Here is a 15,869-nt window from a genome sequence, read left to right as displayed (position 1 = left end):
GTCATGACCGCAGCCGCCGACGGCTTCCGCATGCCCGCCGAGTGGGCCCCGCACGAGCGCACCTGGATGGCGTGGCCGTGCCCCAACCCCACCTTCGACGACCCCGCGGGCCTGGACGAGTCCCGCCTGGCCTGGGCCAACGTGGCCCGCGCCGTCCGCCGCTTCGAGCCGGTCACGGTGGTCTGCGGCCCCGCCCAGTCCGCGTACGCCACCGAGCTCCTCGGCCCGGACATCGAGGTGGTGGAGCGCGAGCTCGACGACGCCTGGATGCGGGACATCGGGCCGACCTTCCTCACCGACGGCAAGGGCGGGCTCGCCGCCGTCGACTGGACGTTCAACGGCTGGGGCGCCCAGGAGTGGGCGCGCTGGGACCACGACTCCAAGATCGGCGCGTACGTGGCCGACCTCGCCGGAGCCGCCACGTACGCGTCGCGCCTGGTGAACGAGGGCGGCGGCCTCCACGTCGACGGCGAGGGCACCGTCCTGCTCACCGACACCGTCCAGCTCGGCCCCGAGCGCAACCCCGGCTGGAGCAGGGAGCAGGTCGAGGCGGAGATCCACGCCCACCTCGGCACCACCAAGGCGATCTGGCTCCCGCGCGGCCTCACCGCCGACTACCCCGGCCACGGCTACGGCACCCTCGGCCACGTCGACATCGTCGCCGCCTTCGCCGCGCCCGGCGTGGTCCTCGTGCACTCCCAGCGCGACCCCTCCCACCCCGACTTCGAGGTCAGCCGGCAGGTGATCGCGGCCCTGAAGGGGCAGACGGACGCGCGCGGCCGCACCCTGCGGATCGTCGAGGTGCCTGCCCCGACCGTCCTCAAGGACGACGAGGGCTGGGTCGACTACTCGTACATCAACCACTACCTGTGCAACGGCGGCGTCGTCCTGTGCGCCTTCGGCGACCCCCACGACGAGATCGCGGCGGGCATCTTCCGCGGTCTCTTCCCCGGCCGTACGGTGACGCTCGTCGACGCCCGTACGATCTTTGCCGGGGGTGGTGGCATTCACTGCATCACCCAGCAGCAGCCGAAGGTGTGAGCAAGGAGCGGGAACATGGCCGGTCAAGTCCGCGCGCGGAAGAACGCACCACCGCGTGAGGACGTACTGACCGTCGCGATGGAGATGATCGCCGAGCGCGGCCTGGAGAAGCTGACCATGGCCGCGCTCGGCCGCGAGGTCGGCATGAGCTCCGGGCACCTCCTCTACTACTTCGGCACCAAGGACGAGCTGCTCCTTCGCACCCTGGAGTGGAGCGAGGGCCGGCTCGGCGCCGAACGCGGCCGGCTCCTCGCCCGCCCCGGCACGGCGCGCGCCCGCCTCGACGCCTACGTCGAGCTGTACGTCCCGGACGCGGCGGGCGACCCGCACTGGACGCTCTGGCTGGAGGTCTGGAACCGCTCCCTGGGCGCCGACGAGGACGGCCGCGACCGCCAGGCGGCGATCGAGGGCGCCTGGCACCGCGACCTGGTGGCGCTGCTCGCCGAGGGCGTCTCGCGCGGCGAGTTCGGGCCGGTCGACCCCGACCGCTTCGCCTCCCGGCTCCGGGCGCTGCTCGACGGGTTCTCCATCCACGTGGCGATCGGGCTGCGGGGGACGGGGCGCGAGCACGTCATCGCGCACGTACGGGAATTCCTGGACGGGGCGCTCGCGGCCTGACGCCGGGCGGACACGCCGTCCGGCGCCGCCCGTATCGTGAGACGGCGTCCCGCGCGGAGCCGAAACCGTGGCAAGCTGCCCCCGTGCTCTCGTTCGCCATGATTATTGGCAGCAGGCGCGCCGGTCCGCAGTGACCGCCTCGTACCCATCACGTACGGGCGGACACCGTCGCCTCGACCCGCGCGCAGACCTCTCGCACCCGCGAGGGGTTTTCTCGTTTCCCGGCCCAACTGCAGCCGGGCACGGAGCGCGAGGGATCATTGGGGGTGGTGGAGCCGGTCATTCCGGTAGACCGAGATCCGACACAGGAGCCAGATCAGCATGACGGAAACCAGCGCACCCGACGATTCCTTCCACGTCTTCGACACCACCCTGCGCGACGGCGCGCAGCGCGAGGGCATCAACCTCACCGTCGCGGACAAGCTGACCATCGCGCGGCACCTGGACGACTTCGGCGTGGGGTTCATCGAGGGCGGCTGGCCCGGCGCCAACCCGCGCGACACCGAGTTCTTCGCGCGGGCCCAGCAGGAGATCACCTTCCGGCACGCCCAGCTCGTCGCCTTCGGCGCCACCCGCCGCGCAGGCGCCAAGGCGGCCGACGACCCGCAGGTGGCCGCCCTCCTCGCGTCCGGCGCCCCCGTCATCACCCTCGTCGCCAAGTCCCACGACCGGCACGTCGAACTGGCCCTGCGCACCACCCTCGACGAGAACGTCGCGATGGTCCGCGACACCGTCTCCCACCTGGTCGCCCAGGGCCGCCGCGTCTTCGTCGACTGCGAGCACTTCTTCGACGGCTACCGCGCCAACCCCGAGTACGCGAAGGCCGTCGTACGGGCCGCCGCCGAGGCGGGCGCCGACGTCGTCGTGCTCTGCGACACCAACGGCGGCATGCTCCCCGCCCAGGTCCAGGCCGTCGTGGCCACCGTGGCCGCCGACACCGGCGCCCGGCTCGGCATCCACGCCCAGGACGACACCGGCTGCGCCGTCGCCAACACCCTCGCCGCCGTCGACGCGGGCGCCACCCACGTGCAGTGCACCGCCAACGGCTACGGCGAGCGGGTCGGCAACGCCAACCTCTTCCCCGTCGTCGCCGCCCTGGAGCTCAAGTACGGCAAGCAGGTCCTGCCCGAGGGCTCGCTGCGCGAGATGACCCGGGTCTCGCACGCCATCGCCGAGGTCGTGAACCTGACCCCCTCGACCCACCAGCCCTACGTCGGCGTCTCCGCCTTCGCGCACAAGGCCGGTCTGCACGCCTCCGCGATCAAGGTCGACCCGGACCTGTACCAGCACATCGACCCCGACCTCGTCGGCAACCGCATCCGGATGCTCGTCTCCGACATGGCGGGCCGCGCCTCCATCGAGCTCAAGGGCAAGGAACTCGGCGTCGACCTCGGCAACGACCGCGCGCTGATCGGCCGGGTCGTGGAGCGGGTCAAGGAGCGCGAGCTCCAGGGGTACACGTACGAGGCCGCCGACGCCTCCTTCGAACTGCTGCTCCGCGAGGAGGCCGAGGGCCGCGCACGGCGCTACTTCCGCGTGGAGTCCTGGCGGGCCATCGTCGAGGACCGCCCCGACGGCACGCACGCCAACGAGGCCACCGTGAAGCTGTGGGCCAAGGGCGAGCGCATCGTCGCCACCGCCGAGGGCAACGGCCCGGTCAACGCCCTCGACCGGGCGCTGCGGGTCGGCCTGGAGCGGATCTACCCGCAGCTCGCCAAGTTGGAGCTCGTCGACTACAAGGTCCGCATCCTGGAGGGCAAGCACGGCACGTCCTCCACCACGCGCGTTCTGATCTCCACGACCGACGGCGTCGGCGAGTGGTCGACCGTCGGTGTCGCGGAGAACGTCATCGCCGCCTCGTGGGGCGCCCTGGAGGACGCGTACACCTTCGGCCTGCTGCGGGCCGGCGTCGAGCCCGTCGAGTAACCCGGGTTCGAACCTCCGTCCGCGTCCCCGCTGGGTTACGTTCGAAGTATGAGGAATCGGGCGAAGCGGATCACCGTCGGACTTTCGGGGCTGCTGCTCGCCCTGGGGGCCGTGTCCTTCACGGCGGCGCCCGGGGCGCCGGCGGTCACCGCGGCGCCGGACGCCTCCAGTGCGTCGGTGGTCGCCGACGCCTGGGAGAAGAGTCCGGTGTACGTGGACCCCGCCGCCTCGGACCAGCTCTCCGAGGCGCAGGCCGGCGCGCTCGCCGAGCGGATCAAGAAGGCGGACAAGCCGGTGTTCGTCGCGGTGCTCCCGGACGACTTCCCGCAACAGGACATCTTCCGGCGGCTGCGCACGGAGACCGGCGTGACCGGGGTGTACGCGGTCCGGCTCGGCGGCGGCTTCGACGCGAAGGCCGACCGTTCGGTGCTGTCCGGCAACGCCGTCAACAACCTCGTCTCCCTCGTCCAGGGCGAGGACACGCCCACCCAGCTCGACCACTTCGTCCGCCAGGCCCTGGCGCAGGCGGGCGGCAAGGCCCCGCGCTCCTGGGGCGGCGGCGCGGGCGACGGGGTCTCGGCGGGCGCCCTGATCGGCGTCGGCGTGGTGGTCGTCGCCGGGGCCGGCGGCGCGTACGCGGTCATCCGGCGCAAGAAGCGGCGGCACGAGGAGAGCCGGCGCGAGGCGCTGCGGAAGCTGTCCGTCGTCGTCGACGAGGACATCACCGCGTTCGGCGAGGAGCTGGACCGCCTGGACTTCCACCCCGCGGAGGCGGGCGCGGACGACGCGATGCGCGCGGACTACGAGCGCGCGCTCGACGCGTACGAGAAGGCGAAGTCGTACATGGCCGCGGCGACCGGCCCCGAGGACGTCCGCGCCGTCACCCAGGCCCTGGAGGACGGGCGCTTCTCGCTGGCCCTGCTCGCCGCCCGGCGCGAGGGCCGCGAGCTGCCGGAGCGGCGCGCCCCCTGCTTCTTCGACCCGCGGCACGGCCCCTCGGTCGAGGACGTGGCCTGGGCGCCGCCGGGCGGTCCCGAGCGCTCGGTCCCGGTGTGCGCGGCGGACGCGGCGCGCCTGGCGGACGGCGAGGACCCGGCGACCCGGCACGTGGTCACGGACTCCGGCGAGCGCCGGCCGTACTGGGAGGCGGGCCCGGCCTACGGGCCCTGGGCGGGCGGCTACTTCGGCGGCGGCCTGCTGCCGGGCCTGCTGGTCGGCACGATGCTCGGCGGCATGATGGCGTCCCCGGCCTACGCGGCGGACTACGGCTCCGGGTACGGCGACTTCGGCGGCGGCTACGACGGCGGTGACTTCTCCGGCGCCGACTTCGACCCGGGCGACTTCGGCGGCGGCGATTTCGGTGGCGGGGGCGACTTCGGGGGTGGCGGGGACTTCGGCGGGGGCGGCGACTTCGGGGGCGGGGGAGGGTTCTAGCCGGGGGCGGGTTCCGGGCGCGCGACACCGCTTGACCGGGCGTCGAGGATGCGAGACGATACGTACCGTCTCACGCCGTTGGCCGCCGTACCGTCTCACGCTGTCGGGTCGCCGCGGCGCTCACGAGAGGGGTGTCCCATGCCGGAACGGGTTCAGGAGCAGTACGTCGAGGTCGCACCGGGCGTGCGGCTGTGGACCGAGCGCCGGGGAGCGCCCGACGCCCCCGCCCTGCTGCTCGTCATGGGGGCCCAGGCCTCCGGGCTCGGCTGGCCCGAACCGCTGGTGGACGCGCTCGCCGCCCACCACCACGTCATCCGCTACGACCACCGCGACACGGGCCGCTCGACCCGGTCCTTCGACGAGCACCCCTACGCCGTCACCGACCTGGCGCGCGACGCGGTGACGGTCCTGGACGCCCTGGGGGTCGAACGCGCCCACCTCGTCGGCCTGTCCCTGGGCGGCATGCTCACCCAACTGGTGCTGGCGGACCGGCCCGAGCGGGTGCTGAGCGCGACCCTGATGGGCACGTGCGCGCTGAGCGAGACGCCGTACGTACGCCCGGACGGCACGTCGGTGCCCGTCGCGGAGCTGCCCGGCATCGCGCCGGAGATCGTGGAGATGTGGTCGCAGCCGGTCGAGGACCACGGCCCCGAGGCCGAACTGGACCGCCGCGTCGAGCACTGGCGACGGCTGAGCGGCGACCAACTCCCGTTCGACGCCGCGTACTTCAGGGAGCTGGAGCGCGGCATCATCGCGCACGCGGGCAGCTACCTGGACTCCGCCGCGCACGGCAGGGCCGACGACTCGGGGATGCTGCGCACCGCGGAACTCGCCCGCACCCAGGTCCCCACGCTCGTCGTCTCCGCCACCGCGGAGCCCGTCTTCCCGCTCCCGCACCCCCAGCACCTCGCCCAAGTCATCGCGGGCGCACGGCTCGTGGAGATCCCGGGCATGGGCCACTCGCTGCCGCCGTCGGTGCACGGGCCGCTGACCGAGGCGATCCTGGGGCACACCCTGAACGGGCGGTGAGCGTTCACTGCCCCGGGGAGGGGGCGGACGGTTGCGTGGCGGGCGGGGGCGTCGTGGGCGGGGGAGTCACCGGCCACCGTCCCGAGTGCCCCGGCGGCAACGCCAAGTCCCGCCGGGCCGCCGCGTAATACGCCCCACGCGCGGTCCGCTGCCGTTCGAGGAGGGCCGTCCAGGCCTCGGGATCGTGCGTGTCCTCGCGCAGGAAGCGCTCCATGGCGATCACCGTGAGGACCCACGCCCGCCCCTCGTCGACCACGTCCGGCGCGCCGAGCATCAGCAGCGCCTCCCCGGCGGGGTCCCGCGCATCGGCGGCCTGAGTGAAGTGCGGCACCGCCTCTTCGGGGGTGAGGGGATGGGGGTGCGGGTCGTTGCCGAGGTGGGCGGCGACGCGGTAGGTGAGGGTGACCGTCTGCTTCAGGACCCGGGCGTACTCGGTGTAGACGGCGAGCCGCCGCTCCTCCCAGCGCGCCGCCTGCTCGCGGCGGAACCGGATGCGGTCGCCCCGCGTGATCGCCACGTAGGAGCCGACCGCACCGATGACCACGCCCAGGAGAGCGGGCAGTTGCTGTATGAACTCGGGCACGGCGAAACCGTAGCGCGCACCAGAGGCTCAGGCGCCGGCCTTGATCGCCGAGATGTCGAAGTTCAGCTTGATCTTGTCGGAGACGAGCACGCCACCGGTCTCCAGCGCGGCGTTCCACGTGAGGCCCCACTCCGAGCGCAGGATCTCCGCCTTGCCCTCGAAGCCGACGCGCTCGTTGCCGAACGGGTCCTTGGCCGAGCCGTTGAACTCCAGGTCGATGGAGAGCGGCTTCGTGGTGCCCAGGATCGTCAGGTCGCCGGTGACGCGGTAGTCGTCGCCGCCCAGGGCCTCCGTCTTGGTGGAGCGGAAGGTCATCTCCGGGAACTCGTCGGTCTTGAAGAAGTCCGCGCTCTTCAGGTGCCCGTCGCGGTCCGCGTTGCCCGTGTCGATGCTCTGCATCGTCACGTCGAGGGTCGCCGTCGAACGGGACGGGTCGGTGCCGTCCAGGTGCAGGGCGCCGGTGAAGTCGAGGAAAGAGCCCTTCACGTTGGTGACCATGGCGTGCCGCGCGACGAAGCCGATCGTCGAGTGCGCGGGGTCGATCGTGTAGTCACCGGTCAGCGCGGCGAGCTCCGGGGTGACCGCGGCGGGGGCGGCGGAGGTGGTGGGGGTGGCGGTAACGGTGTCGGTGTCGTTCTTGCGGCCGAAGAGACCCATGACGTGCTCCTTGGGGACGAGCTCCGAGGGGAGCTGCTGTTGAAAGTTCAACGAGATTGAATGTAGCGCTATTCGGTTCAATGTTCAACCTCTAAGGTGGCGTGTCTTTCGTGGGATCCGTGTGTGACGCCATCGCCTTTGCGGGGTGGTGCCATTGTGGCGCCAAACGCTGTGCCATGCGGCCTGGCCTGCGGAGATGGCGCCGGGGTGGGCGGCGCTGGCAACTTCTGGGCGCATTGGCACTTGTCGTGGCGCCAAAGTGGTGCCACCATGGCGTCATGAACCTCACGCAGTACGTCGACCAGCTCCGCCACGAGCTCGCGGTGGCCGCCGAAGCCGGCGGGGACGAGGCCCGCGCGCTGGCCGAGCGCCTCACCGCCCCGCTGGAGTCGGCCGCCCGCCTCACCCTGCTGAACGCGCTCTCCGCCGCCGCGGACGAGATCACCGTCGATCTCGCGCCCGGCTCGGTCGACGTACGGCTGCGCGGGCTCGACCCCGAGTTCGTGGTGACACCGCCGCCCGCGGCCGAGGCGTTCGACGCCCAGGCCGAGTACGCGGCCCTCATGCGGGCCCAGCAGGTGCCGCCCCCGCCGCCCGCCGCGCCCGACGCCGCGGAGGACGGAGGCACCGCCCGGATCAACCTCCGGTTGCCGGCGCACGTGAAGTCCCGCGTGGAGGAGGCCGCGAACCGGGACGGCCTCTCGGTCAACGCCTGGCTCGTCCGCGCGGTCTCCGGAGCGGTGGATCGACCCGAGGCGCCGGCGGAGGCGAAGTCGGGCCACCACGGGTCGTGGAGCGCCGACAACCGCTTCACCGGCTGGGTGCGCTGACGCGGGCCCACCCGGCCCGCGCGTCTCTCGGGCCCGCACGTCCCTCAGGCCCGCGCATCCCTCACGCCCCGCACGGCACCGTACGTACCGCACCGCACCGCCGCCCCCACCTCCATCCATCGAGCCTCCGGGGCTCGACGAGCCCTCAGGACGGGACAGTCATGCCTGCTTTCGACACTCCGAAGCCCATCTCCGCCACCGTCACGATCGAGGTCGGCACCCTCCGGATCGTGGCCGGGGACCGCACGGACACCGTCGTCGACGTACGCCCCAGCAGCGCGTCCCGCGACGCGGACGTCAGGGCGGCCGAGCGCACCCGCGTCGAGTACTCCCACGGCAAGCTGCTGGTCAAGGGGCCCAAGGAACGCTCCCTGTTCGGCAAGGGCTCGTCCGTCGACGTGGACATCGCGCTGCCGGCCGGCTCCGAGGTGCGGGCCACGTCCACCATGGGGCACATCACCGCCGAAGGCGCGCTCGGCGAGAGCGAGTTCAAGACCTCCGCCGGTGACGTGCAGGTCGAGCGGGTCGCCGGGGTCAGGGCCACCACCGGCTTCGGTGACGTGCGGATCGGGTACGCGGGCGGGGCGGCCCACGCCGCCACCGGGTCCGGCGAGATCCGGCTCGGCGAGATCCGGGGCGGGGCCGTCGCCAAGAACTCCAACGGTCCCGTCGGCCTCGGCGACATCGGGGGCGACGTCACGGTGAAGACGTCCAACGGTTCCGTCACCGTCGACCGCGCGGCCGCCGACGTCTCCGTGAAGACCGCGTGCGGCTCCATCCAGGTCGGCGAACTGGTGCGCGGCAGCACCGAGTTGGAGACGGCCGCGGGCAAGATCGACGTCGGCATCCGCGAGGGCACGGCCGCCTGGCTCGACGTACGGACCGGGGGTGGCGTCGTCCGCCAGTCGCTGGAGAAGGCGGGCACGTCGCAGGCGCCCGCCGACGCCACGGACACCCTCAAGCTGCGGGCCCGCTCGGGCTTCGGCGACATCACGGTCCACCGCGCCTGACCGCACGCCTCCAGCCTCGCCTCTCCTTACTCCCACCCCTTCTCCCTCCCTCCCTCCTCTGCGCCGGCCACCGACCCGGAACTTCGTTTCGAACTGGTGTCCGATGTCAGCGCTGCCCGGAACCGGGCGGCCGCGCCCGCCCGCGCCCGCCGCCCGCTCCCGCCCCGAAAGGAACGGACATGAGCACGCCCCACATGCCCCATGCGCCCCACATGCCCCGCCAGACGCCGACGCGGTCCCGGCCGCAGCCGTCCCCTGCCGCGATCACCGCCACCGGCCTGCGCAAGTCCTTCGGCGAGAAGACCGTCCTCGACGGCATCGACCTCGACATCCCCCGGGGAACCGTCTTCTCCCTGCTCGGCCCCAACGGCGCCGGCAAGACCACCGCCGTGCAGATCCTGTCGACCCTGATCCGCCCCGACGCGGGAGAGGTCAGGATCGCGGGGCACGACCTGGCCCGCGAGCCCGCGAAGGTGCGCGCCGCGATCGGCGTCACCGGCCAGTTCTCCGCGGTCGACAACCTCCTGACCGGCGAGGAGAACCTGCTCCTCATCGCCGACCTGTACGGCTTCGGCCGGCGCCCCGCGCGGCGGCTCGCCGCCGGCCTCCTGGAGCGGTTCGACCTCGTCGAGGCGGCGCGGCGGCCCGCGTCGACGTACTCCGGCGGCATGCGGCGCCGGCTCGACATCGCGATGACCCTGGTCGGCAGCCCGCGGATCATCTTCCTCGACGAGCCGACCGTCGGCCTCGACCCGCGCAGCCGGCACACCATGTGGGAGATCGTGCGCGGACTCGTCACCGACGGCGTCACCATCTTCCTCACCACGCAGTACCTGGACGAGGCCGATCAACTCGCCGACCGCATCGCGGTGTTGAACGGCGGCAGGCTGGTCGCCCAGGGCGCCCCCGCGGAGCTCAAGCGCCTCGTCCCCGGCGGCCACGTCCAGTTGCGCTTCGCCGGCCCCGACGCCCTGGAGAAGGCCGCGCGGCTGCTCGGCACCGGGACCGGTGACGAGGACGCCCTGACCCTGCAGGTCCCCAGTGACGGCAGCCTCAAGTCCGTGAAGGCGGTGCTCGACCGGGTCGACGCCGCCGGGATCGAGGTCGAGGGACTCGGCGTCGACACCCCGGACCTGGACGACGTCTTCTTCGCCGTGACCGGCCGCCCCGACCACGCGCCCCGCCCATGACCCGCCGCCCCGACCACGCGCACCCGACCGGCCGCCCCGACCACGAGAAAGCGACGACCCGATGAGCACCGTGACCACCACTCCGGCCGCCACGGCCCTCCCGCACCCCGACGGCACCGGCCCCGCGCCCACCTCCGCGCTGCGCAACTCCCGGACCATGCTGCGGCGCAACCTCATGCACGCCCGCCGCTACCCGGCCATGACGATCAGCCTGGTGAGCATGCCCATCGTCATGCTGCTGCTCTTCAACTACGTCTTCGGCGGCACGATGTCGGCCGGCATGGGCGCCGGGTCGTCCGGCGACTACCTCTCCTACCTCGTCCCCGGCATCCTGCTGATGGCCGTCGGCGCCGGTGTGCTGCCCACCACGGTCGGCGTCAGCATCGACATGACCGAGGGCATCGTGGCCCGCTTCCGTACGATGCCGATCAACGGCTCGTCGATCCTCACCGGCCGCGCGGTCGGCGCCGTCATCCAGATCCTGCTCAGCGTCGTCCTGGTCATCGGGGTCGCCCTCCTCGTGGGCTTCCGCTCCGGCGCAGGACCCGTCGAGTGGGCCGCGGCCTTCGGGCTCCTGGGCCTCATGTCGCTGGCCCTCACCTGGCTCGCGGTCGCGCTCGGCCAACTGGTGAAGGCACCGGAAGCGGCCAGCAGCGTCGCCCTGCCCTTCTCCTTCCTGCTGCCCTTCCTCAGCAGCGTGTTCGTGCCGCTGGACTCGATGCCGGGCTGGCTGCACCACTTCGCCGAGTGGCAGCCGTACACCGCCTTCACGGAGACCCTGCGCGGCCTGCTGACCGGCTCCGAGATCGGCAAGTTCGGCCCGCTGGCGGTGGGTTGGGGCGTCGCGATCGCCGTACTCGGGTTCCTGTGGTCGCGTGCGCTCTTCCGGCGGGGCGCCAAGCGGTAGGGCGCAGGGGGGAGGGCGCTGGGCGCTCCACCGCGACCGGCCGAAACCGCGCGAACGGCTTCGGCCGGTCGCGCGGTTCTCCGCGTCCGGTTCATGTCTTCTTTAGGGACGCGCTGTCAAAGGTATAGACAGCGCTTTCTGAACGCTGGTACACCCCTGTCGCATGACGCCTACCCGCCGCGCTTTTCTCGCCGCAACCGCTTTCGGTACGAGTGGAGCCGCGGCCTTGCTGCACCTACCGGCCCCCGCGCACGCCGCCGAAGGGCACGCCGCCGAAGGGCACGCCGCCGAAGGGGACGACGAGTTCACCGTCCTGCGTGCGCGCTGGCTGGAGATCTCCCTCGGCACCGGCTACGACCCCGCCACCGAGCCGTACGCGACCCGCCTGAAGGAGACCGGTGACCTCGCCCGCGCCGCGCGCTCGGCGATGGCCCCGGCCGCCGCGTCCCTGTGGCCCGACGCCCCGTTCGACCCGCCGGCCGGCATCACCTTGAGCTACAGCAGGCTGTGGACGATGGCCCAGGCCTACGTCTGCGAGGGCACCGGATCGACGGGCGACGCCGGGCTCCTCGCCGACGTGCTGCGCGGCGTCGACCACCTGGCGGCCACCGTCTACCACCCCGGCGCCACCCGCTACGGCAACTGGTGGGAGTGGCAGATCGGCTCCCCGCGCCTGCTCATGGACATCGTGGCGGCGCTGCACGACGAGCTCGGCGCAGAACGCAGGGCCAAGGCCTGCGCCGCCGTCGACCACTTCATCCCCGACTCCGAACTCGGCGCCTACACCGGCACGTCGACCGGCGCCAACCGCGTCGACCTGTGCCGCTCCGTCGTCCTGCGCGGCATCCTCGGCAGGTCCCCGGCCAAGGTCGCCCTCGCCCGGGACGCGCTCTCGCCGGTCTTCCCCTACGTCACCAAGGGCGACGGCCTCTACCGGGACGGCTCGTTCGTCCAGCACACCTGGATCGCGTACTCGGGAACGTACGGGCAGGTCATGCTCGACGGTCTCGGCCGGCTCTTCGCGCTGCTCGCCGGGTCGACCTGGGCCGTCACCGACCCCGGGAAGCAGATCATCCTGGACAGCGTGGAACGCGCGTACGCGCCGCTGATCCTCGACGGACTGGTGATGGACGGCGTCAACGGCCGTGCCGTCAGCCGCGGTTACCTCAAGAGCGACGACCGCGGGATCATGCGCAGCGACCACTTCCACGGCCAGGGACTGATCGCCGCCATCGCCCTGCTCGCGGGCGGGGCGAGCGCCGCCGAGCGGGAGCGCTGGCACGGCCGCATCAAGGGCTGGATCGAGCGGGACACCGTCACCCCGATCCTCGCCGCGCGGCAGTTCGGGGTCGCCGACCTGGCGCGGCTGCACGCGGTCGCGGACTCCGGTGTGCGGGCGGCGCCGGAGCCGGTGGAGCACCGGCTGTTCGCCGCCATGGACCGTGCCGTGCACCGGCGCCCCGGCTTCACCGCGCAGCTCTCGATGGCCTCGGAGCGGATCGCGTACTACGAGTGCGGCAACGGCGAGAACCCGCGCGGCTGGCACACCGGGGCCGGCATGCTCTCCTGGTGGGCCGCGGGGGAGAGCGGCGACCAGTACACCGACTGGTTCTGGCCGACCGTCGACCCCTACCGGCTGCCCGGCACGACCGTCTCCACCAAGCGGCTGCCGGACAGGGCGGGCGGCGAGTGGGGCGCCGCCCGGCCCGCCGTGACCTGGGTGGGCGGGGCCACCGACGGCGAGTTCGCCGCGCTCGGGCAGCACGTGAAGGGGCTCGGCTCCACGCTGACGGCCCGCAAGTCCTGGTTCTGCGCCGCCGACGCCGTGATCTGCCTCGGCGCCGGGATCACCGCCGACGACGGGACGGTCGTCGAGACCGTCGTCGACAACCGCAACCTCGGCGAGGCCGGTGACGCCCGCTTCACCCTCGACGAGGGCCCGCGCCCCCGCTGGGCCCACCTCGAAGGCCACGGCGGCTGGGTCTTCCCCGGCGGCGCGAGGGGGCTGCACACCCTGCGCGAGGACCGCACCGGCGCCTGGTCCGACATCAACACCACCAGCTCCACCGAGCGGCGGACCCGGCGCTGGCAGACCCTCTGGCTCGACCACGGCACCGACCCCGCCGACGCCACGTACGCCTATCTCCTGATGCCCGGGGCCTCGCGCCGCGGCCTCGCGGGCCGGGCGGCCGACCGCAGCTGGTTGTCGGTCCTCGCCAATTCCGCCGAGGCGCAGGCCGTCACCGTCGACTCGCTCGGCCTGACCGCGGCCAACTTCTGGCGGGCCGGTGCGGCGGGACCGCTGCGCGTCACCGCCCCCGCGAGCATGCTGATCCGGCGGCGGGGCGGGCGGGCCACGGTGTGGATGAGCGAGCCCCCGCGCACCGGAGAACCGCTCGAATTCACCTGGAACCGACCCGTCTCCCGGGTCGTTGCTAAGGACCCCGGGGTGGAGGTCCTCGGCACCGGCGGGTCGCTGCGGCTGCGCGTCACCCCGGGAACCGCGTGTGTCAGCCACCGATGTGAGGTGACTCTCAGGTGACTCCCGGGCGGCCGGGCCGGTGCGGGACCGCGTCCGCAGGGGTTCTTTTGTGGAATTCCTACAGCGGGGGAGGGGCTGAGCCGTCACTTCTTCAGTACGACGGCCCTCTTCTGTCCGGGGGTGCCAGGAAAACGGCCCGGAGACTGTGAGGAGTCGACGGTCCGTTTCCCCGGGGGCGCTCCGTAAGGTCGCTACATGACCGTTTTGGACGAGACCGCTTCGCCCGGGGGCGAGCCCACCGACTCGCGCGGCCGCGTGGCCGAACTGCACGAGATCCGTGCCGAGGCGCTGCGCGGGCCGAGCGAGAAGGCGACCGAGGCGCAGCACGCCAAGGGCAAGCTGACCGCACGCGAGCGGATCGAACTGCTCCTCGACCCGGACTCGTTCAACGAGGTCGAGCAGTTGCGCAGGCACCGGGCCACCGGCTTCGGCCTGGAGGCCAAGAAGCCGTACACCGACGGTGTCATCACCGGCTGGGGCACGGTGGAGGGCCGCACGGTCTTCGTCTACGCGCACGACTTCCGGATCTTCGGCGGTGCCCTCGGCGAGGCGCACGCCACCAAGATCCACAAGATCATGGACATGGCCATCGCGGCCGGTGCCCCGCTGGTCTCGCTCAACGACGGCGCGGGCGCCCGTATCCAGGAGGGCGTCTCGGCACTCGCCGGCTACGGCGGCATCTTCCAGCGCAACACCAAGGCCTCGGGCGTCATCCCGCAGATCTCGGTCATGCTCGGCCCGTGCGCGGGCGGCGCGGCGTACTCGCCGGCGCTGACCGACTTCGTGTTCATGGTCCGCGACACCTCGCAGATGTTCATCACCGGACCCGACGTGGTCCGCGCGGTGACCGGCGAGGAGATCACCCAGAACGGCCTGGGCGGCGCCGACGTGCACGCCGAGACCTCCGGCGTGTGCCACTTCGCGTACGACGACGAGGAGACCTGCCTCGCCGAGGTCCGCTACCTGATCTCGATGCTCCCCTCCAACAACCGGGAGAACCCGCCGGCGCACGAGTCGGAGGACCCGGTGGAGCGCCGCTCCGACGTCCTGCTCGACCTGGTCCCCGCGGACGGCAACCGGCCGTACGACATGGCCAAGGTCATCGAGGAGCTCGTCGACGACGGCGACTTCCTGGAGGTCCACGAGCGCTGGGCGCGCAACATCATCTGCGCCCTGGCCCGCCTGGACGGCAAGGTCGTCGGCATCGTCGCCAACCAGCCGCAGGCGCTGGCCGGTGTCCTCGACATCGAGGCCTCCGAGAAGGCCGCCCGTTTCGTGCAGATGTGCGATGCTTTCAATATCCCGATCGTCACGCTCCTCGACGTCCCGGGCTTCCTGCCCGGTGTCGACCAGGAGCACGGCGGCATCATCCGGCACGGCGCGAAGCTGCTCTACGCGTACTGCAACGCCACGGTCCCGCGGATCTCGCTGATCCTGCGCAAGGCCTACGGCGGCGCGTACATCGTCATGGACAGCCAGTCCATCGGCGCCGACCTCACGTTCGCCTGGCCGACCAACGAGATCGCGGTCATGGGTGCCGAGGGGGCCGCCAACGTGATCTTCCGCCGGCAGATCGCCGCCGCCGAGGACCCCGAGGCGATGCGGGCCCGCATGGTCAAGGAGTACAAGGCCGAGCTCATGCACCCGTACTACGCCGCCGAGCGCGGCCTGGTCGACGACGTCATCGACCCGGCCGAGACCCGCGAGGTCCTCGTGCGGTCGCTCGCGATGCTCCGCAACAAGCACGCCGACCTGCCCTCGCGCAAGCACGGCAACCCCCCGCAGTAGCGGCGGGCCGGTCACCACCACCGCAGTAACCCACGCAGTTGCCCACAAGGAGAACGCTGCAGATGACCACCCCCGACATCCGCGTCGAGAAGGGCCACGCCGAGCCCGAGGAGGTCGCGGCCATCACCGCGATCCTGCTGGCGCGCGCCGCCGCCCAGCCGGCCGCCCCCGCCGCTCGCCGCGGCCGCGACAAGGCCGGCTGGCGCCGCCTGGAGCGCAGCCCCGGCTTCCGCGCCCCGCACAGCTGGCAGGGCTGACCCACACGGCTCCGACAAGGCCCCCGCTCCCCCTCGGGAGGGCGGGGGCCTTGTCGT

General features: G+C 72.6%; 14 protein-coding genes. 12 read left to right on the top strand and 2 right to left on the bottom strand.

What is annotated here, in order from left to right:
- The first annotated feature begins 3 nt into the window (after positions 1-3).
- The 5 genes from ACFYO9_RS00955 to ACFYO9_RS00935 all read left to right on the top strand — a co-directional run bounded on the left by ACFYO9_RS00955 (position 4) and on the right by ACFYO9_RS00935 (position 6,048).
- Complete coding sequence (locus ACFYO9_RS00955) at positions 4-1,041, top strand: agmatine deiminase family protein (protein ID WP_355811552.1); 1,038 nt, start codon at positions 4-6, stop codon at positions 1,039-1,041.
- Between the two features lie 15 nt (positions 1,042-1,056).
- Positions 1,057-1,659, top strand: a complete 603-nt coding sequence (locus tag ACFYO9_RS00950; RefSeq protein ID WP_355811554.1) for a TetR/AcrR family transcriptional regulator — start codon at positions 1,057-1,059, stop codon at positions 1,657-1,659.
- A gap of 321 nt (positions 1,660-1,980) precedes the next feature.
- Positions 1,981-3,585, top strand: a complete 1,605-nt coding sequence (gene cimA, locus ACFYO9_RS00945; RefSeq protein ID WP_355811557.1) for a citramalate synthase — start codon at positions 1,981-1,983, stop codon at positions 3,583-3,585.
- 48 nt (positions 3,586-3,633) lie between these two features.
- Positions 3,634-5,019 carry a hypothetical protein gene (locus tag ACFYO9_RS00940; RefSeq protein WP_355811560.1) on the top strand — a complete coding sequence of 462 codons (1,386 nt, stop codon included), beginning with the start codon at positions 3,634-3,636 and terminating at the stop codon, positions 5,017-5,019.
- Positions 5,020-5,157: 138 nt separating this feature from the next.
- Positions 5,158-6,048, top strand: a complete 891-nt coding sequence (locus ACFYO9_RS00935) for an alpha/beta hydrolase (RefSeq protein ID WP_358773996.1) — start codon at positions 5,158-5,160, stop codon at positions 6,046-6,048.
- A 4-nt stretch (positions 6,049-6,052) separates the two neighbouring features.
- Here the strand turns inward: ACFYO9_RS00935 and ACFYO9_RS00930 are convergent, their stop codons facing one another.
- The gene (locus ACFYO9_RS00930; protein WP_355811565.1) at positions 6,053-6,631 is read right to left on the bottom strand and encodes a hypothetical protein; all 579 of its coding nucleotides are present in this window, start codon (positions 6,629-6,631) and stop codon (positions 6,053-6,055) included.
- 27 nt (positions 6,632-6,658) lie between these two features.
- A complete protein-coding gene (locus ACFYO9_RS00925) occupies positions 6,659-7,288 on the bottom strand; it encodes a YceI family protein (RefSeq protein ID WP_358774134.1) in 630 nt (209 codons plus the stop codon).
- Between the two features lie 278 nt (positions 7,289-7,566).
- On the opposite strand from ACFYO9_RS00925, the gene ACFYO9_RS00920 reads away from it, so the two are divergent.
- The 7 genes from ACFYO9_RS00920 (at position 7,567) to ACFYO9_RS00890 (ending at position 15,812) form a co-directional block, all read left to right on the top strand.
- A complete protein-coding gene (locus ACFYO9_RS00920; RefSeq protein ID WP_358773994.1) occupies positions 7,567-8,118 on the top strand; it encodes a hypothetical protein in 552 nt (183 codons plus the stop codon).
- Positions 8,119-8,279: 161 nt separating this feature from the next.
- On the top strand, positions 8,280-9,128 hold the full coding sequence (locus ACFYO9_RS00915) for a DUF4097 family beta strand repeat-containing protein (RefSeq protein ID WP_358773992.1): 849 nt from the start codon (positions 8,280-8,282) through the stop codon (positions 9,126-9,128).
- Positions 9,129-9,340: 212 nt separating this feature from the next.
- Positions 9,341-10,318 (top strand): ATP-binding cassette domain-containing protein, encoded by a 978-nt coding sequence (locus tag ACFYO9_RS00910; RefSeq protein ID WP_358774132.1) that lies wholly within the window; start codon positions 9,341-9,343, stop codon positions 10,316-10,318.
- A gap of 61 nt (positions 10,319-10,379) precedes the next feature.
- Complete coding sequence (locus ACFYO9_RS00905) at positions 10,380-11,225, top strand: ABC transporter permease (RefSeq protein WP_358773990.1); 846 nt, start codon at positions 10,380-10,382, stop codon at positions 11,223-11,225.
- A gap of 163 nt (positions 11,226-11,388) precedes the next feature.
- Entirely contained in the window at positions 11,389-13,767 is a 2,379-nt protein-coding gene (locus ACFYO9_RS00900; RefSeq protein WP_358773988.1) for a polysaccharide lyase 8 family protein, read from the top strand.
- 195 nt (positions 13,768-13,962) lie between these two features.
- Positions 13,963-15,555 carry an acyl-CoA carboxylase subunit beta gene (locus ACFYO9_RS00895; protein WP_355811577.1) on the top strand — a complete coding sequence of 531 codons (1,593 nt, stop codon included), beginning with the start codon at positions 13,963-13,965 and terminating at the stop codon, positions 15,553-15,555.
- 62 nt (positions 15,556-15,617) lie between these two features.
- Positions 15,618-15,812 carry an acyl-CoA carboxylase subunit epsilon gene (locus tag ACFYO9_RS00890; RefSeq protein ID WP_355811580.1) on the top strand — a complete coding sequence of 65 codons (195 nt, stop codon included), beginning with the start codon at positions 15,618-15,620 and terminating at the stop codon, positions 15,810-15,812.
- The last annotated feature ends 57 nt before the right edge of the window (positions 15,813-15,869 follow it).

Source organism: Streptomyces sp. NPDC005863 (assembly GCF_042871345.1).
Classification (GTDB): Bacteria; Actinomycetota; Actinomycetes; order Streptomycetales; family Streptomycetaceae; genus Streptomyces.
This window is presented reverse-complemented; position numbering and strand designations above follow the sequence as displayed.

Bases quoted from the DNA above. Each gene is read 5' to 3' on its own strand.
- ACFYO9_RS00955 (WP_355811552.1), top strand. From the start codon at position 4: ATGACCGCAGCCGCCGACGGCTTCCGCATGCCCGCCGAGTGGGCCCCG.
- ACFYO9_RS00950 (WP_355811554.1), top strand. From the start codon at position 1,057: ATGGCCGGTCAAGTCCGCGCGCGGAAGAACGCACCACCGCGTGAGGAC.
- cimA (WP_355811557.1), top strand. From the start codon at position 1,981: ATGACGGAAACCAGCGCACCCGACGATTCCTTCCACGTCTTCGACACC.
- ACFYO9_RS00940 (WP_355811560.1), top strand. From the start codon at position 3,634: ATGAGGAATCGGGCGAAGCGGATCACCGTCGGACTTTCGGGGCTGCTG.
- ACFYO9_RS00935 (WP_358773996.1), top strand. From the start codon at position 5,158: ATGCCGGAACGGGTTCAGGAGCAGTACGTCGAGGTCGCACCGGGCGTG.
- ACFYO9_RS00925 (WP_358774134.1), bottom strand. From the start codon at position 7,288: ATGGGTCTCTTCGGCCGCAAGAACGACACCGACACCGTTACCGCCACC.
- ACFYO9_RS00920 (WP_358773994.1), top strand. From the start codon at position 7,567: ATGAACCTCACGCAGTACGTCGACCAGCTCCGCCACGAGCTCGCGGTG.
- ACFYO9_RS00915 (WP_358773992.1), top strand. From the start codon at position 8,280: ATGCCTGCTTTCGACACTCCGAAGCCCATCTCCGCCACCGTCACGATC.
- ACFYO9_RS00910 (WP_358774132.1), top strand. From the start codon at position 9,341: ATGCCCCGCCAGACGCCGACGCGGTCCCGGCCGCAGCCGTCCCCTGCC.
- ACFYO9_RS00905 (WP_358773990.1), top strand. From the start codon at position 10,380: ATGAGCACCGTGACCACCACTCCGGCCGCCACGGCCCTCCCGCACCCC.
- ACFYO9_RS00900 (WP_358773988.1), top strand. From the start codon at position 11,389: ATGACGCCTACCCGCCGCGCTTTTCTCGCCGCAACCGCTTTCGGTACG.
- ACFYO9_RS00895 (WP_355811577.1), top strand. From the start codon at position 13,963: ATGACCGTTTTGGACGAGACCGCTTCGCCCGGGGGCGAGCCCACCGAC.
- ACFYO9_RS00890 (WP_355811580.1), top strand. From the start codon at position 15,618: ATGACCACCCCCGACATCCGCGTCGAGAAGGGCCACGCCGAGCCCGAG.